At 60.9% G+C, this 19,994-nt stretch carries 11 protein-coding genes; 4 read left to right on the forward strand and 7 right to left on the reverse strand.

Annotated elements, in window-relative coordinates:
* Window positions 1–233 precede the first annotated feature (233 nt).
* Together JF535_RS06240 and JF535_RS06245 are read left to right on the forward strand one after the other, a co-directional pair.
* Window positions 234–5,717, forward strand: a complete 5,484-nt coding sequence (locus JF535_RS06240; protein WP_207000433.1) for a DUF748 domain-containing protein — start codon at window positions 234–236, stop codon at window positions 5,715–5,717.
* A gap of 69 nt (window positions 5,718–5,786) precedes the next feature.
* Window positions 5,787–7,727 (forward strand): aconitate hydratase, encoded by a 1,941-nt coding sequence (locus JF535_RS06245; RefSeq protein ID WP_207000436.1) that lies wholly within the window; start codon window positions 5,787–5,789, stop codon window positions 7,725–7,727.
* A 40-nt stretch (window positions 7,728–7,767) separates the two neighbouring features.
* Here the strand turns inward: JF535_RS06245 and JF535_RS06250 are convergent, their stop codons facing one another.
* The gene (locus JF535_RS06250; protein WP_207000438.1) at window positions 7,768–8,562 is read right to left on the reverse strand and encodes an ABC transporter permease; all 795 of its coding nucleotides are present in this window, start codon (window positions 8,560–8,562) and stop codon (window positions 7,768–7,770) included.
* On the reverse strand, window positions 8,559–9,167 hold the full coding sequence (locus JF535_RS06255) for an ABC transporter ATP-binding protein (RefSeq protein ID WP_242523735.1): 609 nt from the start codon (window positions 9,165–9,167) through the stop codon (window positions 8,559–8,561). Before JF535_RS06255 ends, JF535_RS06250 begins: the two co-directional genes overlap by 4 nt.
* A 228-nt stretch (window positions 9,168–9,395) precedes the next feature.
* Here JF535_RS06255 and parC point away from each other — a divergent pair, with 228 nt between their 5' ends.
* Window positions 9,396–11,645, forward strand: a complete 2,250-nt coding sequence (gene parC, locus JF535_RS06260; RefSeq protein ID WP_207000442.1) for a DNA topoisomerase IV subunit A — start codon at window positions 9,396–9,398, stop codon at window positions 11,643–11,645.
* 79 nt (window positions 11,646–11,724) lie between these two features.
* On the opposite strand, the gene JF535_RS06265 is transcribed toward parC, so the two are convergent.
* The 3 genes from JF535_RS06265 to JF535_RS06275 form a co-directional block, all read right to left on the reverse strand.
* Window positions 11,725–12,138: a DUF2147 domain-containing protein gene (locus tag JF535_RS06265; protein ID WP_207000444.1), complete on the reverse strand. Its 414-nt coding sequence runs from the start codon at window positions 12,136–12,138 to the stop codon at window positions 11,725–11,727.
* 190 nt (window positions 12,139–12,328) lie between these two features.
* A complete protein-coding gene (locus tag JF535_RS06270; protein ID WP_340674135.1) occupies window positions 12,329–13,864 on the reverse strand; it encodes a protein adenylyltransferase SelO in 1,536 nt (511 codons plus the stop codon).
* A 7-nt stretch (window positions 13,865–13,871) separates the two neighbouring features.
* Window positions 13,872–15,356, reverse strand: coding sequence for a Ppx/GppA phosphatase family protein (locus JF535_RS06275; RefSeq protein ID WP_207000446.1), 1,485 nt, complete (start codon window positions 15,354–15,356; stop codon window positions 13,872–13,874).
* Between the two features lie 152 nt (window positions 15,357–15,508).
* On the opposite strand from JF535_RS06275, the gene ppk1 reads away from it, so the two are divergent.
* On the forward strand, window positions 15,509–17,578 hold the full coding sequence (gene ppk1 / locus JF535_RS06280; RefSeq protein WP_242523736.1) for a polyphosphate kinase 1: 2,070 nt from the start codon (window positions 15,509–15,511) through the stop codon (window positions 17,576–17,578).
* 5 nt (window positions 17,579–17,583) lie between these two features.
* Here ppk1 and JF535_RS06285 read toward each other — a convergent pair whose 3' ends face one another.
* Together JF535_RS06285 and aceK are read right to left on the reverse strand one after the other, a co-directional pair.
* Window positions 17,584–18,093: a hypothetical protein gene (locus JF535_RS06285; protein WP_207000448.1), complete on the reverse strand. Its 510-nt coding sequence runs from the start codon at window positions 18,091–18,093 to the stop codon at window positions 17,584–17,586.
* A 48-nt stretch (window positions 18,094–18,141) separates the two neighbouring features.
* Window positions 18,142–19,953: a bifunctional isocitrate dehydrogenase kinase/phosphatase gene (gene aceK / locus JF535_RS06290; protein ID WP_207000450.1), complete on the reverse strand. Its 1,812-nt coding sequence runs from the start codon at window positions 19,951–19,953 to the stop codon at window positions 18,142–18,144.
* Between the last annotated feature and the right edge of the window lie 41 nt (window positions 19,954–19,994).

Here is a 19,994-nt window from a genome sequence, read left to right on the forward strand (position 1 = left end):
TAAACAGTGTAACGGTGCTTCGGGGTTTAGCACGGCCCGCGGGTGTGGTGGCGAGGCAAGTGGCGCCGGAATGTTTGGATACGGCGGCGCAGGGTTCGTCGCAGAGAATAAAAATGCCTGGGTGCGGTATTTCGCGACAGATGGGGCGGGCCCGCTGGTCTTTACTGTAGAGGGCGTGCAGCTACCAATTAAATGAAACCGGCTGCGCGAAATTCCTTGTGCGCCGAGTTCAGATGTCCACATCGTCCGCGAATCCGTCAGCAGAATACCGGGGTGCCCGCCGCCTGTTGTGGCTGCTGGTTTTTGCCCTGTTGCTGATTGGCGCGCTGAATATTCTGGTCGCGGTAATGCTTCCCGGTGCGGTGCAGCGCTGGTTGCAGGAGCGCGGTCTGGAAGCGCAGATCGAGCACATCGATGTCTCCCTGCCGCGCCTGCGCACGCACCTGCGGGGCGTTTCTGTACGCAACGAATCCGGGCGCGGATTCAATGTGCAGGAAGCCACGTTAGGACTGAGCTGGTGGCAGTTATTGCAGGGCAAAATCCACGTTAATCGGGTGGAACTGGATGGCGCCTACCTGGACCTGGTGTCGTCACTCGGCGAATACGGTCGGGTGTGGGAAATTGGTGGCTGGCGATTGAAGGAGGGCGGGGAGAAAAAGCCCAAAGACTGGCGGGTGGATCTGACCGCCGGCAGTTTGCGCAACACGGTGGTTTGTTACCAGCACAAACCCCAGTGGGCCACGCCCAGTTGTGCGCGCATCGGTTCGCTGAATATCGACGACTTTTTTGTCAGCGGATTGCGCGAGCTTGTGGATGAACCGCTGCAGTTTTTGATTGGCGCGGACAAGATGGCGCTGGACAACGTGCTGGCCTGGGACGAGCTGCCTGAGCCAACATCATCAGGCGGCGCGGGCGGGAGGACCCGCGAAACCGGTGCCGGTGACCGGCGCAAGTCGGCGCAGGAAAACCCGATACTTGCGGTGGTGCGATTCAAGACCCGGCAGGTGCGTTTCGAGCGGCCCGCCAATCGCCTGAGCCTGTCGGAGGCCACCACCCGTAAATTTGCCGCCTGCTTGTCCGAGCGCTGGGGCGAAGCGGTACCGGGCCTGCGCCGCGTGACCAGCCACTGTGGTACCACGCGACGTTTGCAGGTGCGCGGGCCGGCGAGCTTTTCGTTTGGCAAGCAGTCGGAGGTGGCCTGGTACCGGATCAACGGGCAGGAAGTGCGGCTGCGCTATCAGAACCGGCGGCACCCGAACTGGCACGCGGAAACCATTGCCATCAATGACTTTGACTTTGTGCGGGATGCCAAATCCCTGCAGTGGCAGAGCGCCGGGGCCAGTGGTTTTTCCTGGTGCCCCAACCGGCTGCGCACCGGGACCTCGCAAGCTGGCCGCCACCACTACTGCATTCGCGCGGGCAGCCTGCGGCTACCCCAGCCGACCATCTTTGCCTGGCAGGATGGATTTCGCGCTGACCTGACGGAGGCGAGCCTGACCCAGGGCACTGTGGTAGACCTCGACGCACCCAGACCACCAGTAAACCCTTTCAACGCCAATAACCTGCGCCTGGCAAGCCTCCAGTACCGCAACGACCGGCGCCGCCTGGGGATTGAAAACCTGTCGCTGGATGGCGCCTCCGGTTGTATTCCCGGGCAACTCTGGGGTCGTGTAGACCACTGTGTGCAACTGAACCAATGGCTTATTCCTGAAACCATAAACCTCCAGTTCGCCCGCGAAATCCCCCGCGAAAATCAGCCGGCGCAACGCTGGGCCGTGGAGAGTGGGCCGTTCAGCCTGAAGAAGTTCAAGCTGTGGCCCGCCGATGCTGCGCCGGGCGATGTGGAAAACCAGCTGCTGCTCGCCAATCTCGATTGGCGCAGGATGGAACTGTCGCCGAGCGCACAGCGCTACCTGCTGGAAGACCTTCACCTACAGGCGTTGCAAGGTTGTGTGCCCGATGGCTGGTTGCCACAGCGCCTGTCGCCGCTGTGCGGCCAACTGCAGCAGCTGCGGGCAGAGGGCGACTTTGTCTTCGCGGGCAAACCGGAGCCCTCGCTGGTGCTCGGCGAACTGGCGCTGGACTCACTGCTGCTCTCCGATCACCTGAGCCGGGACCCCGACGCGCAGACCGGTTTGGTGCTGCAGAAACTCAGCACCGGCAACGGGCTTTTCCGTCTGCGCCGCCAGGTGCTGGCGCCGGGCGAGTATGTGGCCAGCGGTGACGGTTTTGGCTGGTTTGCCGAGCAGCCCCCATTGGGTGATGCGCTAGACGATGGCGCGGAAAAAGGCCGCTTGCCCGGGGACGCTGGGCCTTCGCCGTCGGGAGCCGGCCATTTGGCGGGCAGGCCGATCGGCCGTGCGGTTGCTGTGCGCACCCTGGAACTGGAGCTCGATGCCCTGTCACTGGCCGCGCTCGACGGTTGCCTGCCGGTTTCGTGGCGGGCCGCCACCGGCGGTGGGGGTAGCTCGCGGCGGCCAGCGTGTTTTGCGGTACACAACCTGCAGCAGAACAAGCCGCTGCAGCTGGCCGTGGCCCGCCAATGGGGCGCGGGTGATGGGGGTGATGAGGATACCGGCGGCGAGCGTGACCGCCGTCGCGCACCGCAACTGCGGGTACTGTTTGCTGCCGCCGATCTCAGCCTGGAGCGCGCGGATGTCCACAGCGCAGATCAGCAGCCGCTGCTGACCTTGTCACAGCTGCGCTTGCCTAGTGCCGATTTTCGTTTGCAATCGCATCCGGCGCGCATGCGCCTTGATCTGCCCGGCGCCGCCCTGGACAACGCCCGTTTCTGTCTTGCCCCGTCCCGTTGCGTCGCGGCAAATACCCTGCGCACCGGTACCCAATTCGCGGTCGATTACGGGCCCCATCAATTCAGCGCCAATATCGATGAACTTTCCGTCGATACCTTTTCCCTGAGCGGCAGCGCGCAGGACACCACCCTGGATATTCGCAAACTGGCGGGGCTCGAGCTGGCAGCGAAACTGCCGCGTACACCCGGTGCGCGCACCGACTGGAAAATCCAGGTACTCACCGCCGAGGCGATTGACCTGTGCCTGCCCCTGGGCGAGGGGGTCGACCGGATGCTGCCGCGCTGTGTGCGCGGACGTCAGCTCAGCTCGGCAAACGGTGGCCTGTCGGTGGCCAACCTGACCCTGCACCACCGTCTCGACGACCCCGCACAGCTGCAACTGGGGGCATTGAGCGTGGAAAAAGTCGGCATGGTGCAGGCGGCGGATCCGGGGCATCCGCTGGCGCTGAATCTGCACAACCTGCGCCTGCAGAGCGCGGATGGCTGTGGCCTCAAGGACTGGCTGGGAGCAGCGGCCGTACGCGCCGACAGCAGCGCGCGCTGGCGCGGCTGCCTTTCCACCGGCGGCGTGTACTTGCGCGGTGACAATCTTGTGAGCCTGGGCAGTGGCGATCAGCCCAGCGGTGAGGTAGAGCGGCTCGCACTGGGTCCCTTGCAGGCCTCAAAACTGCAACTGTCGCCCGTGGCGGGCACCCCGCTGAAGCTGGATTACCTGGAGTGGCAATCCATGCGCTGGTCCGGCGGCGCGCGGGTGCAGGTGGAGGACGCCCTTGCGCGCGATTTTTCCGGCTGCCTGCCGGAACCAGGGCGCGGCCGCGCAGCTGCGGGTAAAGACCCATTGTGTTTTTCCTTCGCTGCGCTGCGGATTGACGGCACACAGCAGCTGCTGGTGGAGGACGCGCTGCGGGCCTCGGGGCGTATCGCGATGGAAGACTTTGCGTTCCGCCAAGGGCAGCGCAAGCGACTGGGTTTTACCCACCTGGGTCTCGACGGACTGGCGCTCTCGCGCGACTCACTGGCACTGAACCGCGGTGAGGTCACCGGGCTCAACGGTTGCTTCAGTGCCTTCCGTTTTGGGGAGAAGCCGCTGGCGCCCTGTTACGAGGTGGGCAAGATTACCATCGGCAGTGAACACCGGGTGCAGCTTGGGGATCTGCGCAGTGGTCTGGCGCAGCGCCAGTTTCGCGATATCAAGGTCGATGGTTTGCGGGTGACGCAACGGGACTTCCCTCAGGGTTTGCCCTCGGAGTTGCTGCATGTGGGCGCGCTGCAGGCGGATGTGCTGGGCTTTGGGCAGCGTGCCCTCGAGGGGAAAAACCTGCAACTGGAAAACGTCAGCAGCTGTATTCCACCGGGCTATATCCGCGGGGTACGCAACTGCGTCCACCTGGACAGCGCGCGCACCTCCGGGAAGTTCAGTTTCGAACAGCGTCGGCTGGATTTACCGCTGGCGCAGCTCGAGGGCTTGATGGTGATCGATGTGGGTGGTGACCAGCTGCTGGAAACGGCCTATATCGAAATGCGCGAGCTGACCGTGGCCAAGTCTCTTGTGCGCATGCTGTTTCTGGAGATTGCCGACAGCCGCCTGTTGCGCCGCGATGTGCGCGCCCAGGAGTACGTCAATCACCAGTGGAATACGGAGATCGAGGCCCTGAGGGTGAGCCAGTTCGAGTATTTCCCGGCGGATAAAATGCTGCAGATCGACACCGTCGACGTGATTCGGCCGCGTAGTATTCTGGCGCGCGGCCGTGAGGGCAAGCTGGGTGCCTGGGAGCGCTTCCGCAACCGGGGGCCAGACCTGGAGCGTTACCGTTATCAGCGTGCCGATAGGGCCAGGAATGCGAACCGCTTTCGCTATCGGGTGCGCCAGTTGTACGTGGACCGCGGGGATTTTCTCTGGTTGGACAATACCCATGAGTATCACGCCCACCTCCCGGTGCGCCAGATCAACCTTTTGTTACAGGGACTGAGCAATTATCACCAAGACCCGCCGGCAATGATTGTGTTCAATGCAAGCCCCGGCGGCTTCAGTGAAATGCACCTCGCGGGCCAGATCAATCTTCTGGAAGACAAACGCTGGGACGCGGGCGTGCTGGGCTATGTAGAGGGCGCCAACCTGATTCCCGCGACCCCGTATATGGCCGGTTTACTCGGCTACAAGATTCTGCAGGGGCAGCTGGATGCGGTAGTCAATATTGCGGTGGACGACAATGCCGTCAATGCACTGGCGAACATGGATCTGCAAAAAATCAAGGTGCGGCGGGTGCGCGAGGCCGACCATCTTGCCGTCAAGAAAAGCCTGATTCCGCTGAGCCTGGCACTGGCACTGATGAAAGATGGTGATGGTGACGTGCGTTTTGATATGCCGGTCACCGGCGACCTGTACGATCCCAAATTCTCGTTCAGTTTTATCTTCAGTGACCTGTTGCAACGAGCGATCCTGGAAGCGCTGTTTGCCTACTTTACCCCGATTGGTTTCTACAGCCTGGCGAAGCTCGCGTGGGCGCGTTTCCGCGCGGTCGAATTTTCTGACCTTGAATTTACCCCGGGAAGCGATACCTTGAGTGCGACGGCCAAAGCACAACTCAACGGTATGCTGGAAAAAATGCGCGACAACCAGAAAGCGCGCCCCGGTATCTGTGCGGTGGCCACGGCACCCGATCTCGAGATCCTGTTCCCCCATGAGGCCAGTGCCATGCGCGGCGCAGGCGAGGCGCGTGAGAATTTTTACAAAGATCCCCCACGGGGGATACGCGAGGAACTGTCGCAGCTTTCCAACCGCCGCAGCCGCGCCGTGCAGCAGTACCTGATCGATGCCGGGCTGGACCAGGAAGACTTCATTCAATGCGCGCCGGACTATATCGGAACGGATAACGATGCCCCGCGCGTTGAATTTTCCAACTGAGAAAACGCCCGCTCAACGCTGAAAAAACCGGTTGTGTTGGGCCATTTATCGGAACAAAGGAGAGACGTCATGGGAAAGAACCTCACGCGGCAACTCATCGAGCGGCACCTGGTCAGCGGCACCATGAAGCCCGGCGAAGCGGTACAGCTCAAAATTGACCAGACCCTGTGCCAGGACGCCACCGGCACCATGGTGATGCTCGAGTTTGAGGCGCTGGGCCTGCCGCGGGTCAAGACCGAGCTGTCCGCACAGTATGTGGATCACAACCTGATCCAGGCCGATTTCAAAAATGCAGACGACCACCTGTTTTTGCGCAGCGCCTGCCGCAAGTGGGGACTCTGGTTCTCGCGGCCGGGCAACGGTATCAGCCACGCGGTGCACATGGCCTGCTTTGGTGTGCCGGGCAAGACGTTGTTGGGTTCCGACAGCCATACCTGTGCCGGCGGTGCCATGGGCATGCTCGCCATGGGGGCGGGCGGATTACAGGTGGCGCTGGCCATGGCCGGCTTGCCCTATTCCCTGACCATGCCGGAGGTGGTCGGCGTTGAGGTCAGCGGCAAGTTGCCCCCGTGGGTGAGTGCCAAGGATGTGATTCTGGAAATGCTGCGGCGCTACGATGTAAAGGGCGGCGTCAACAAGGTGTTCGAATACTATGGCCCCGGGCTCGACAATCTGACGGCCATGGATCGTCACGTCATTGCCAATATGGGGCAGGAAATGGGCGCGACCGCGAGCGTATTCCCGGCGGATGACATACTGCGCGCGTTTCTCCGTCAGCAGGGGCGCGAGGCGGACTTCGTGGAGCAAAAAGCCGAGGAGGGTGCGGACTACGATCACCGCGAGCAGTTAGACCTTGCTGCGCTTGAGCCGATGATTGCCTGCCCATCCAGCCCGGGCAAGGTAGTGACCGTGCGCGAGGTGGCGGGTAAGCCGATTTACCAGAGCTATATCGGCTCGAGCGCCAACCCGGGCCTGCGAGATTTTGTGGTGCCGGCAAAAATGGTGGCCGGGAAAAATATTCCCGAAGAAATTTCACTGGATATTAATCCCACCAGCCGCCAGTTGCTGGAAGAGCTGAGCCGCAGCGGTGACCTCAACCGCCTGCTGCAGGCGGGTGCGCGCCTGCACCAGACCGGCTGCAACGGCTGTATCGGCATGGGCCAGGCACCCGCCAGCGGCCGTATCAGCCTGCGCACGGTGCCGCGCAATTTTCCCGGACGTTCGGGCACCAAGGAAGATCGGGTCTATCTGTGCAGTCCGGAAACCGCCACCGCCAGTGCCCTGACCGGGGTGATTACCGATCCCCGCGACATGGATATGGACTACCCGGCGTTCACCGAGCCGGACACGCTCAACGACATGCGCCCCCTGATGCTTGCGCCGCGGGATACCAGCAACGAAATCCCTGTAGAACTGGAGAAAGGTCCGAACATTCAACCATTGCCAGAATTCGAGGCGCTAGCAGATGCGTTAAGCGGTCCCATTCTGCTCAAGGCAGGGGATAATGTTTCCACCGATGAAATCCTGCCTGCCGGTACCGACATCCTGCCACTGCGCTCCAACATTCCCGCCATCAGCCATTACACCTTTTCCCGCATTGACGAGTCCTTTTACGAGCGCGCGAAAAAGCTCGACGGGGACTGCTTTGTGATTGGTGGGGAAAACTATGGCCAGGGTTCGAGCCGTGAACACGCGGCGATCGCGCCGCGTTATCTTGGTGTGCGCGCAGTGATTGCAGTATCGATGGCGCGCATCCACCGCCGCAACCTGATCAATTTCGGTGTGGTGCCGCTGTTGTTCAAAACGCCCGAGGACCTTACGCGCCTTGACCAGGACGACACCCTGGCCTTTGAGGATCTGCCGGGGCAGCTGCGCGAGGGCAACACGGTGACGGTGCAGTTGGCCGACGGCAACACGCTGGAAGTGGCGCACAACATGAGTGAGGAGGAGGTGGCGACGGTGATTGCCGGCGGCCTGATCAATGAGGTGCGGGAAAAACACCTGCAGTGATTCTTTCCTGACCGCCGCCGGGCCCGCATTGCCCTTGCGGCTAGTTGGCCAGGCGGTCCAGCCGCAGCCTTTCCCGTCGGTCGAACAGCCGCCGCGCACACAGCGCCACCGCCGCAAAGGTGCCGAAGCCGGTGCCGGCGGCGATGGTGAACATGATGAGTATCTGGTATTTCACTGCCAGTGCCGGTGCGCTGCCGGCAAGAATCTGACCGGTCATCATGCCCGGTAGCGACACGATACCCGCCGCCGCCATGGCGTTGATGGTGGGCATCAGGCCAGCGCGCATGGCGTCCCGGCGCAATTGCCTGCTGGCCTGCTGCCAGGTCTCTCCCAGCATCAGGCGGTTTTCGATTTCACCGCGCCCGCGTCGCGCGCCCTCCGTCAATCGCTCCAGCCCCAGGGCCACACCGGTCATGGTGTTGCCCAGTAGCATTCCCAGCAGGGGAATGGCGTATTGCGGGGTGTACCAGGGTTCTGGGCCGATGATGACCACCAGGGTGAGCACGGTAACCGCAAACGCGGAGATGAACATGGACAGGGTGCCGATGCCGAAACTCCAGCCCCCGCGCAGGGGATGGTTCTGCCGGGCCACCACTTCACGGCCGGCCAGCAGCAACATGGCAATCCCCATCAGTGCCACCCACCCCAGGCTGCCCGCGGCAAACAGCGTCTCCAGCACCAGGCCGATCAGCGCCAGTTGAATGGCGGTACGCGCAGCGGCAATCAGCAGTGATTTGCCGATGTTGAGTTGTGCCAGCCAGGTGCAGACCGCGAGTGCCACTACCAGCCCGGCGGCAATGCCCAGCTGCCACCAGCTCAGGTCGATCACGTTCATGCGCTGCACTCCTCCATACTGCCATCGTCATCCAGGTGGAAATGCCGCTGCGCCACACGGGTAATCTGTGCGCGGGCATGAGCGACCCACAGCACCCGCAGTTGCCGGCTCTGGATTTCTTGCTGCAGCCAGTGCTCCACCTGCTCGGTGGTGTCTTCGTCGAGGTTTGCGGTGGGCTCGTCCAGCAGCAGGGCGCGCGGGCTTCGCGCGAGGGCGCGCAGCAGGGCCAGGCGCTGTTTTTCCCCGGAAGACAGCCGGGCCACCGGCCACGTCATGCATTCCTCCGCTAAACCAAGGGCGTCGGGCACGGTGGTGCCCTCCGGAAAATGTTCCCCTACCGTTTCTGCCCACCAGGCGCTGTCGGCCGGCACCATCATCACTGCCTGGCGCCAGCGGTGCGCGGGCATGGCTGCGCGCGCCTGTTCTCCCAAGTGCACCTCACCGGTGTGCAGCTCCATGTCGGCGATGGCGCGCAGCAGCCGGCTTTTGCCGATACCGGAGGTGCCCGACAGGCAGACAATTTCTCCCGGTGCGATCGTAAGATCGACCGGCTCGAGGTCGCCAATCGCCAGTTGTGCAATGTTCAGCGAGTCTGCCGTGTTCAAATGATGCTGCCTGAATCCGCTTGAAGGGTGTGGGGCCCGGGCCATAAACCGGGCAGGTCGAGGTTGTTTTTAGCAGTAATGGCACCGCCACCGCAATCGGCGGCTGGCCGCAGGTATGGGGTGAAACATACGGCAGGTTGACGGTGGTCTTTGAACCACTGGCGTCTGTCCGCCATAATCCCCCAACTTCTACCTTCATTTCGAACAGAATAACGAGACTCTCGCAGTATGACTGAGCCCTCCGTCTTTGACGCATCCGAACGCCAGCACCTGGCGGAGTATACCGAGAAGGCGTACCTGGATTACTCCATGTACGTGATTCTCGACCGCGCCCTGCCCAATATTGGCGACGGCCTCAAGCCGGTACAGCGCCGCATTGTCTACGCCATGAGCGAGCTGGGGCTGAAAAATACCGCCAAGTACAAGAAGTCTGCGCGCACCGTGGGCGACGTGATCGGTAAGTACCATCCGCACGGCGACAGTGCCGTGTACGAGGCCATGGTGCTGATGGCGCAGCCGTTCAGCTACCGCTACCCGCTGGTAGATGGCCAGGGCAACTGGGGCTCGCCGGACGATCCGAAATCCTTCGCCGCCATGCGTTACACCGAATCCCGCATGGGTAAATACTCCGAAGTGCTGCTGTCTGAGCTCGGTCAGGGCACCGTGGACTGGCAGGCAAACTTCGACGGCACCATGGATGAGCCGGCGGTACTGCCGGCGCGGGTGCCCAATATCCTGCTGAACGGCACCACCGGCATTGCCGTGGGCATGGCCACCGATATTCCCCCGCACAACCTGCGTGAGGTAGTGGATGCCACCGTGCACCTGCTGGAAAACCCCAAGGCCACCGTGAGCGAGCTGTGCGCGTTTATCCAGGGCCCGGACATGCCCACCGAGGCGGAAATCATTTCGCCGCGCGCCGATCTGCAGAAGATGTACGAGACCGGCAAAGGCTCGGTGAGAATGCGCGCGGTGTGGAGCAAAGAGGATGGCGACATCATCATCACCGCGCTGCCTTACCAGGCCAGCGGTTCCAAGGTGCTGGAGCAGATTGCTGCACAGATGCAGGCCAAGAAGCTGCCGATGGTCAGCGACCTGCGCGATGAGTCGGACCACGAAAACCCCACCCGCCTGGTGATTGTGCCCAAGTCCAACCGGGTCGATCTGGAGCAGGTGATGAACCACCTGTTCGCCACCACAGACCTGGAAAAGAGCTACCGGGTCAACCTGAACATGATCGGCATCGACGGCCGCCCGCAAGTGAAGTCCCTCGACAAGATCCTCACCGAGTGGCTGAGCTTCCGCACCGTCACCACCCGCCGTCGTCTGCAGTTCCGTCTCGACAAGGTCGAGCGCCGCCTGCACCTGTTGGATGGTTTGCTGATCGCGTTCCTGAACATTGATGAAGTGATCGAGATTATCCGCACCCACGACGAGCCCAAGCAGGAGCTGATGCGCCGCTTCGAGCTGTCGGAAGTGCAGGCGGAATATGTACTCGACACCAAGTTGCGCCAGTTGGCGCGCCTCGAAGAAATGAAAATTCGCGGCGAGCAGGCGGAGCTGGAAAAAGAGCGCGATATGCTCACCAAGACACTGGAAAGTGCCCGTCGCCTCAAGACCCTGATCAAAAAAGAGCTGCTGGCAGCCGCGGATGAGTTCGGGGATGAACGTCGCTCGCCGATTGTCGAGCGCGAGGAAGCCAAGGCCTTCAGCGAAACCGAGCTGCTGTCCAGCGATCCGATCACCGTAGTGCTTTCGGCCAAGGGCTGGATCCGCCAGGCCAAGGGTCACGAAATCGACCCGGAATCCCTCAGTTATAAAGCCGGCGACGGCTTCAAGTATGCCGCCCGCGGCAAGAGCAACCAGCCGGCGCTGTTGCTCGACAGTACCGGGCGCAGTTACGCCATCGCCGCGCATACCCTGCCGTCGGCGCGGGGCCAGGGTGAGCCACTGTCCGGGCGTATCAACCCGCCGTCCGGGGCGACCTTTGAAGGCCTGCTGATGGGCGGCGACGAGCAGAAAGTGCTGCTGGCGTCGGATGCGGGCTACGGGTTTATTGCCAAATACGCCGACCTGCAGTCGCGCAACAAGGCGGGCAAGGCCATGCTGAGCCTGCCGAAAAATGCCCGCGTGCTGCCGCCGCAGGAAATTGAAAATCCTGAAAGCGCGCTGCTCGCGGCGGTCACCAGCGAGGGGCGCATGCTGGTATTCCCGGTCGCGGAACTGCCGGAACTGTCCAAGGGCAAGGGCAACAAGATCATCAATATCCCCGCTGCCCGTGCCGCCAGCCGTGAGGAAATCGTGGTGGGTATTGCGGTGCTGGAAGGCAAGGACCAGTTACTGATCCATGCGGGCAAACGCCACACCAAGATCAAGATTGCCGAGCTGGAGCATTACCAGGGTGAGCGTGGGCGACGAGGCAATAAATTGCCGCGCGGCTTCCAGAAGGTGGACCGGGTGGAGGTGGAGCGGAAGTAAAGCTTCGCACGTATTCGCGACAATAAAAAAGAGGGCATTTTGCCCTCTTTTTTATTGTCTGAGCCTGGCTCGTATTCGATTACTTGGCCGGATACCAGGTCTGGGTGCGGTAGAAAAAGCCGAGGTAGCCGCGGACTTTCAGGTTGCCGCCTTCCTCCCACATTTTGCAGTCGTACACCTTGCCCTTGGCCGGATCGAGGATCTGGCCGCCCTCGAACACGTCGCCCTTTTTCACCATATCGGTGATGATGTTCATACCCACAATCTGTTTGCCCTTGCGATCGCCGGGGCAGGCGTCACACACGGTGTCGTCCGGCTTCATCAGCAGGTCGACCACGCGACCGTAGTATTTACCACCCTGTTCGTAGATCTCGACGATGGACTTTTTCTGTCCGGTTTCGTCGTCGATGGTCGTCCAGCGCCCGACCACATCGGCGAAGGCGAGTTGGGTAGAAACGAGTAACGCAGTAACGGCAAGCAGTAGAGTTTTCATAAGAGGTCCATCGCTAGAATAAGGTGTGACCATAACACCATATTCGGTCTATTTCTGCCCTGAGGCTTCCATTCTAGTGTAGATGCTTGAGGTCGTGGTGCAGCAAGAAAAGGCCGCGGGAAATCGCCGAAACCACCGCGCAGGAAAATATACCGCCAGCGGTTCCTGCACCGTCAGAGCGGGGCGGGTCTCACGAGGAGCAGCTGATCGGCAAGTGCTTGCCGGATTCCGCCGGTGCGGCAGCCCAGTCATCAAACCCCGGATGCTCCTCGAATGGGGACTGCAATAGCGTGAAGAAGGTGGCCAGGGGCTGGTAGTCGCCGGCCTGCGCCGCCTCAATCACGCGCTGCGCAAGATAGTTGCGCAGGATGAACTTGGGGTTGGTGCCCAGCATGGCGTGCCGGCGCGCTTCGGCGGGCCGGGTTTCTTTCTGCAGCCGCTGGTCGTAATGGTGCAGCCAGTCGGACAGGGCCTGGTGTTGTGCCGGAGCCACCAGTTTCGCCAGTGCGTCGGCCGGCCGCTCGCCGGTATAGCGGCTCAGCGCGCGAAAAAACAGGGAATAGTCTGCCTGTCCCTGCTCCAGCAACTGCAGCAGATCGGCGCACAGCTGCTGGTCGTTTTCGTCGTGTATTGCCAGGCCCAGTTTCGCGCGCATCAAGTTCGCATAGTGCGCTATCAGCAGCGGCTGGTACTCGCCGAGGCAGTCTTTCAGTGTCTCGGTGTCCAGCAGGGAGGAAAACGCGTGTGCCAGCGCGTTCAGATTCCACAGCACCACACCGGGTTGCGCATCAAATGCGTAGCGCCCGGTGTGATCCGAATGGTTGCAGATGAAGCCTGGCTCGTAGTCGTCGAGAAATCCGTAGGGGCCGAAGTCAAACGTATCGCCGATGATCGACATGTTGTCGGTGTTCAGTACGCCGTGGGCGAAGCCCACCGATTGCCAGCCCGCGGCCAGCTCGGCGCTGCGCTGTACGGTGAAACGCAACAGAGCCTCGGCCTGGGCCGCCACAGGCTGGTCACACACCTCCGGCAAAAACTGTGCGCAGACGAACTGTACCAGCTGTTTCTGGGCTTCCAGTTGGCGTGTGTAGAACAGGTACTCAAAATGGCCGAAGCGGATATGGGTGCGGGCGACGCGAATCAGTGCGGCGCCGGTCTCCATGGTTTCCCGGGCCACCGGTTCGTCACTGCCTACGATGCACAGCGCCCGGGTACTGCGGATGCCGAGCGCGGTGAGCGCCTCGCCGGCCAGATACTCGCGAATAGTGGAGCGCAATACGGCGCGGCCATCGCCGAAGCGGGAGTAGGGGGTTTTACCGGCGCCTTTCAGATGCAGGTCCCAGCGCTTGCCCTGGTGCTCGATTTCCCCGAGTAAAAGTGCGCGGCCGTCGCCGAGGTCGGGGTTATAGCCGCCGAACTGGTGGCCGGTATATTTCATCGCGAAGGGGGCGCTGCCAGCAAATAGTTGCGCGCCGCTGGCGAGCTGCGCCCACTCTGCACGGCTGGCCTCGCGCGGGTCGATGCCCAGCAGTGCCAGTGCCGACGGGTTCACGTGGATAGTGTGCGGCGCGCGCAACGGGGTGGGCGCGGTGGGGGTGCCGAAGACCGCACCCAGATCGGCAAAGCGGTGCTGCAGGTGCACTTGTTCGAGGGAGCGTGCATTGAGTGAAAGTGCATCGGGGGAAAGTGCATCGGAGGAAGTTGCGCTGGGGTCGGTTTTGCTCACGGGTCGCCTAAGTTTGTTGTACCGTCAGTTTGATTTGTTTGTCTTCCCAGCACTCCACCTCCAGCTCCAGCAGGTCCTCGATGGCGGGATACTGATACATCCAGCTTTCGGGAACGTGCAGGCGATAGCCGGGGCCGTCTGCCGACAGGCTAAGGCCATCGATGCTGCGGTCCATATGGTCCCGGTGCACGATGCAGGCCAGGCGCAGGCACAGTAGCAGCTCTGCTCCTGGGTGGAAACCGTAGTGCTCTTTGACTTCCTTGATGTCGCCGCGCTGGTTGCGCACCAGGTAAGCCAGGTTTTCCTGTTCGCTTTTACTGAACCCGGCCATGTCCGCATGCTCGATCATGTAGGCGCCGAGTTTGCGAAAACTGCTGTGGGACAGTGCCAGGCCGAGTTCGTGCAGGTCGGCGGCCCAGCGCAGCAGGCGCCGCTGGGCTACCGGAGTATAGGGATTTAACTGGCCGAGGAATTGCAACGCGGTATTGGCAACCCGTCTGGCCTGTTCGGGATCGACGGCACCGCGCTCCATCAGGGCCAACACCGTATCCGCGCGACGATCGCCGCCGGCGGCGCGGCCTGCCAGGTCGTGCACGATACCCTCGCGGATGGCGTAGGGCGAAACCTGCATCTGCTGGATATCCAGCTCGCGAAAAATGCCGTGCAAAATAGCCAGCCCGGCGGCGAATACCGGGCGTCTTTCCGGGTTTAGATGAGGCAGGTCAATGGCGTCGACGGTTTTACAGCTCGCCACCTTGTCGGCGAGCCGATCGAGCGCATCGCGCTGAATGGGCAATAGCTCGCCGTCATTCAGTACCCGCGCAACGGATTTGACCGTGCCGGAAGCGCCCATCACCAGGGCATCGTCGGCCATATGCTGCAGCTCCTGCAGTTCCGCCTGGGCGGCCCGGCGCGCGCGGATAAAATTGTTGCGCTTGCCCGCATCGATCTTTCCGCTGTCGAAAAAGCGTCGGTTGAAGCCTACGCAGCCCATGTTCACGCTGTGCAGCTGGCGGGGATGCTCTACCCCGCGCACCAGCTCCGTAGAGCCGCCGCCGATATCCACCACGCAGCGCAGCTGCGGTGCGCCCTCTGCTGCCGCCATGACCCCGGAGTAGATCAGCCGCGCCTCTTCAATACCCGAGATGATTTCGATGGGGGCACCCAGGATGGACTCGGCGGCTTCCAGAAACCCGTCCGCGCGGGAACTCGCCAACCGCAGCGTATTGGTGCCCACCGCCCGCACATTTTCCAGTGGCAGGCCCTGGATTACGGGGGCGAAGCGGCGCAGGGCTTCCAGCGCCCGCTCCGCCACTGCCGGCGCCAGATTGCCCTCGCGATCGAGGCCTTCCGCGAGGCGCACCATGGCGCGGTCGGTGTGCAGGCGCACCATGCGTTGCTCGCGAAATTCTGCCAGCAACAGGTGAAAACTGTTGGAGCCCAGGTCGAGAGCGGCGTAACGTTCGTGCGTGGCTTCGGTATCGGCGGTCATGGTTATGGTTGTCAAATACTCGTAACAAAAATGTAGCAAACTATGCAGTCATCACCTATGGCTTTCTAAAGCACCGATGCCAATGTCGGCGGCGGTATGCTCTGCCAGCAGGCCATGGCCACCACGGCGTGAATCACGCGGAAACCTTTTCGATGGAGAATGCAGTAGAGAGTATGGCAAACGACATTCCCCTGTACCCCAAGGAGCTCAGCTGGCTTTCCTTCAACGCCCGTGTCCTGCAGGAAGTTGAAGACGACAGCGTGCCCATTATTGAACGGGTGCGCTTTCTTGGCATCTTCTCTAACAATCTCGATGAATTTTACCGGGTGCGTGTGGCCGATGTGCGGCGACTGGCCACGTTCACCAAGGGCAGCAAGAAGAAAGATCAATTCTCCGACCTGCTGGGGCAGATCAATGAAAAGGTACTGCGCCTGCAGGCGCGCTTTGGCAACGCCTATAACAAGGTGCTGGAAGACCTGGGCCGAAACGACATTCATGTGATCAATGAACGCCAGCTTACCGACAATCAGCGCGCCTATGTAGAAGAATATTTTCACCGCGAGGTGTTGCCGGAGCTGGAGCCGTTTTTCATCGATGACCGGGAAACCATGCCGTTATTAAATGAGGCGAGCATTTACTTCGGTATCTATCTGGAGCTGGAAGATGGCAGCCTGCGCTTTGCCGGGCTGGAGTTACCCACGGATATCCTGCCGCGCTTCGTGGCTATCCCGCACCGGGACAAGCATCGCGAGAAGGTGTACATCGTGCTCGACAATGTGATCCGCGCGTGTCTGGTGGATGTATTCCGCTACGTGCTGCCGATCGAAAAGGCCGCCGCCTACACGTTTAAAATCAGCCGGGATGCAGAGCTGGAGCTGGGTGAACACGTGACCCAGAACATTGTCGACCGGGTGGCGAAGTCGCTGAAGAAACGCAAACAGGCGGAGCCGGTGCGCCTGGTTTACGACTCCACCATGCCGGAGGCGCTGCTGCAGCTGATCAAGAAGAAGCTGAAAATGGGGCGCTACGACAGCTATACGCCCGGTGGGCGCTACCACAACTCCAAGGATTTCATGCGTTTCCCGGCCGACAGTCGGCAGCACACCTACCGCAAGATCAAACCGCTACCCACGCTTCCGGACAGCGCCAATATTTTTGACTGGCTGCGGGAGGGCGACAGGCTGTGCTATTACCCGTACCACGATTTCCGCGTCATCACCAAGTTGCTGGCGTCTGCCGCCATCGATCCCTGGGTGCGGGAAATCCGCATCAATCTCTACCGGGTTGCGCAGAATTCCCGTGTGGTGGCGGCGCTGGTCAATGCGGTGCGCAACCAGAAACAGGTTACGGCGGTGGTGGAATTGCAGGCGCGGTTTGATGAGCAGGCCAACATTCACTGGTCCAATGAATTGAGCGATGCGGGCGTCGAGGTCATTTATGGTGTGCCGGGGCTGAAAGTGCACTGCAAGCTGATTTCCATCCTGCGAGAAGAGGGCGGGCGCAATCGCTATTACAGCCACTTTGGTACCGGTAATTTTAACGAGAGTACGGCGCGTTTTTACTGTGACTTCAGCCTGCTGACGAGCGATGACAAGCTGGGTGAAGATGCCTACCGGGTATTCGATTTCATCAAGCAGCCGCACTTGCAGCCGGATTACCACCATGTGTGGATGTCGCCCCACAGCAACCGCTCCAATATTCTGGCGTGTATCGAGCGGGAAATTACCGCGGCCGTGGCGGGTGAACCTGCGGAAATTTTTATCAAATGTAACAACCTGGTGGATTCCGAGGTGATCGAGCACCTGTACCGTGCCGATGCGGCGGGGGTGCGTGTGCGAATCATTGTGCGCAGCATGTGTGCCCTGCTGTGCCAGACCCGGGGGCTGTCTGACAACATCCAGGTGGTGAGCCTGGTGGACAAATACCTGGAGCACGCGCGGGTCTATGCCTTTCACAACGGTGGGGATACCCAGGTGTATCTGTCATCGGCAGACCTGATGACCCGAAACCTGGATCACCGGGTGGAAGTCACCTTTCCGCTACTGAGTGCAGCGCACCGGAAAACCGTGCTGGATATTCTCGAACTGCAGTGGCAGGACAACCAGAAAGCGCGCGTGCTGGATGCGGACCAGAGCAATAGCCGCATCGCTAACGCAAAGGCCAAGCGCAGCGTGCGCGCGCAGGATGCGATTTACCGCTACCTGAAAAAAGCAGAGGTGTGAGGGGCTCAGTTACGGCTGAGCCCGACCAGCTTGCCGTTTTTGATGGACAGCCGATAGCGCTTGCCGACTTTCAAATGGTCTTTGCAGCGGGATTCGATGGTAATGCGGGGGAACTGCGGTGTGACCACCCAGGTGGAAAAATCGTCTTCCGGCCCGCGCTTGATCATCCAGTAGTGATCGCCGTGCTGGCAGTTGCCTTTTTGCAGGCAGTTGTCGTAGCCCCACAGGTAGGCGTGCACATCGTATGTATCCGGCAGGTTCTGCGCGGGGCGGAATGGCTCGCGGGCATCCCCGGTGACCGTGTACAGGTCGTCAAAGCTGAGCAGCTTGAAGCCCTTGGCGCGGGTTTCGCAGTTGGCAGTGTGAACAACAACACCTGCGGCGGCCCCCGGTTCTGGTGACTTGCTGGTTTTGGCTCCCGTATCCATTTCACTGGGCAGGTAGCCGCAGCCACTCAGGGACAGGCTCCACATCGTCACAACGACGCTCAGGGCGCCACAGCCGAAATACCGCACTTCTTACCTCCATCGGTACCAAACCGCTCTTGTAACTATAGCCGCTGATTAGCGGCCGTCAGCAGGTGTGCCGCCATTGGTGCTGCCGGGCGGTCTTTGCGTGTGCCCGCGCTTGATGGGAATGCGGTGAAAACGCACCTTGCGGCGGTAGGGGAAGGTGCTCTCGACGCGGCCTGCGCGAATCCGCTCCTGCAAGCGCTGCCAGTAGCGGTAGTCGTAAAGGTCGCTGTGCTGCGCCTCGAAGGCATTGCGGGCCACCGGGTTGCCGGAGAAAAACAGGCGGAACTCCTCCGGGAAAACATCCGCCTCCGCCACCGTATACCAGGGGCGGTCGGCCAGCTCCTGCTCCGCCGTGCGGGGTTCGGGAATCTTGCGAAAATTGCATTCGGTGAGCGGGCAGAGCTCGTCGTAATCGTAAAACACCACGCGACCGTGGCGCGTGACCCCGAAGTTTTTCAGCAACATATCGCCGGGAAAGATATCCGCCGCGGCCAGCTGTTTGATGGCGTTGCCGTACTCTTCCATGGCTTCGATGGTCTGCTGCTCATCCGCCTGGTCCAGATACAGGTTGAGGGGCTCCATGCGCCGCTCTACGTACAGATGCTTGATGATGACCCACTTTTCATCCACCAGCAGCTTGGACGGTGCCAGTGTCTGCAGCTCCTGCAACAGCTCGTCGCTGAAGCGGTTGCGGTAAAAAATGAAGTTGGTGTACTCCTGAGTATCGGCCATGCGCCCCACCCGGTCGGCACGGGATACAAATTTGTACTTTTCCCGGACAATTTCCTCGGTGACTGTCTTGGGGTTATCGAACTTGTCCTTGATGACCTTGAATACCACCGGGTAGGAGGGGAGGGTAAACACGCTCATCACCATGCCCTTGATCCCGGGGGCAATGACGAACTTGTCGTTGCTCACCTTCATGTGCGCCAGAATATGGCGATAGAACTCGGTTTTGCCGTGCTTGTGGAAACCGATGGAATTGTACAGCTCGGATTTTTCCTTCAACGGCATGATGGTGGAAAGGAAACGCACGAACCGCGAGGGGATGGGCGCATCCACCATAAAGTAGGAGCGCGTAAAACTGAAAATGATGCTGGCGGAATCGTTGTCGTGGATCAGTGTGTCCACAAAAATGTTGCCGCGGCCATTGTTGAGACAGGGCAGGATCAGCGGAATAACCTCCCCGGCAAACATCAGGCGCCCAACCAGGTAGGCGGCCTTGTTGCGGTAAAAAACCGACTCCAGCATATCCACCCGCAGCCGCTGCTCGTCGTCTTCCTCGGTCAGCTTGCCGGCCAGTGGACCTTCGCGGAGGCTTGTGCAGATGTTGGCGACATCCCGCGCCATGTCTTCCCAGGGAATGGAAAAGCTGTAGTCGGCGAGGATATCTTCGATCATCGCCTCCAGCCCATCGCGGCCGCTGTAGCTGATATAGATGCTGTAGTCCCGCAGCGGCTTGTCGTCCAATGCGCGAGAGGATTTCACAAAAATGTGGCTGTCGTGAATGTGCGCGTGCTGGAACTGGCTGCAGAACACAGAATTGAAAAATGTCTCGGCAATTTCGTAATTATTGTTGTTGGCAATCAATTGCGCGTAGGTGGCCTTGGCCTGCCCCCACAGCTCCAGCTGGGTTGTATCCTTGCTGGTCACCGAGTGCACCAGTTTCAGCACCTGGTTGACCTTGACCTTGTACAGGTCGATGCGCTCCTTGTTGGTTTCGCGCACGGCCGCCCAGGCGGCGGTTTCAAAGCGCGCCTTGGCGCCGAGGGTAATATTCTGGAAGTCGGCAAAATAGGCATCAAAGCCATTGAGAATGGTTTTTGCAATACGCCGGGCCGTCGGGGAATGGTTTGTCATGCACTAGACTCTTGTGGATTCCTCTCCTTGCATTGGCCGAT

It is taken from the genome of Microbulbifer salipaludis (assembly GCF_017303155.1).
GTDB classification, from domain to species: Bacteria; Pseudomonadota; Gammaproteobacteria; order Pseudomonadales; family Cellvibrionaceae; genus Microbulbifer; species Microbulbifer salipaludis.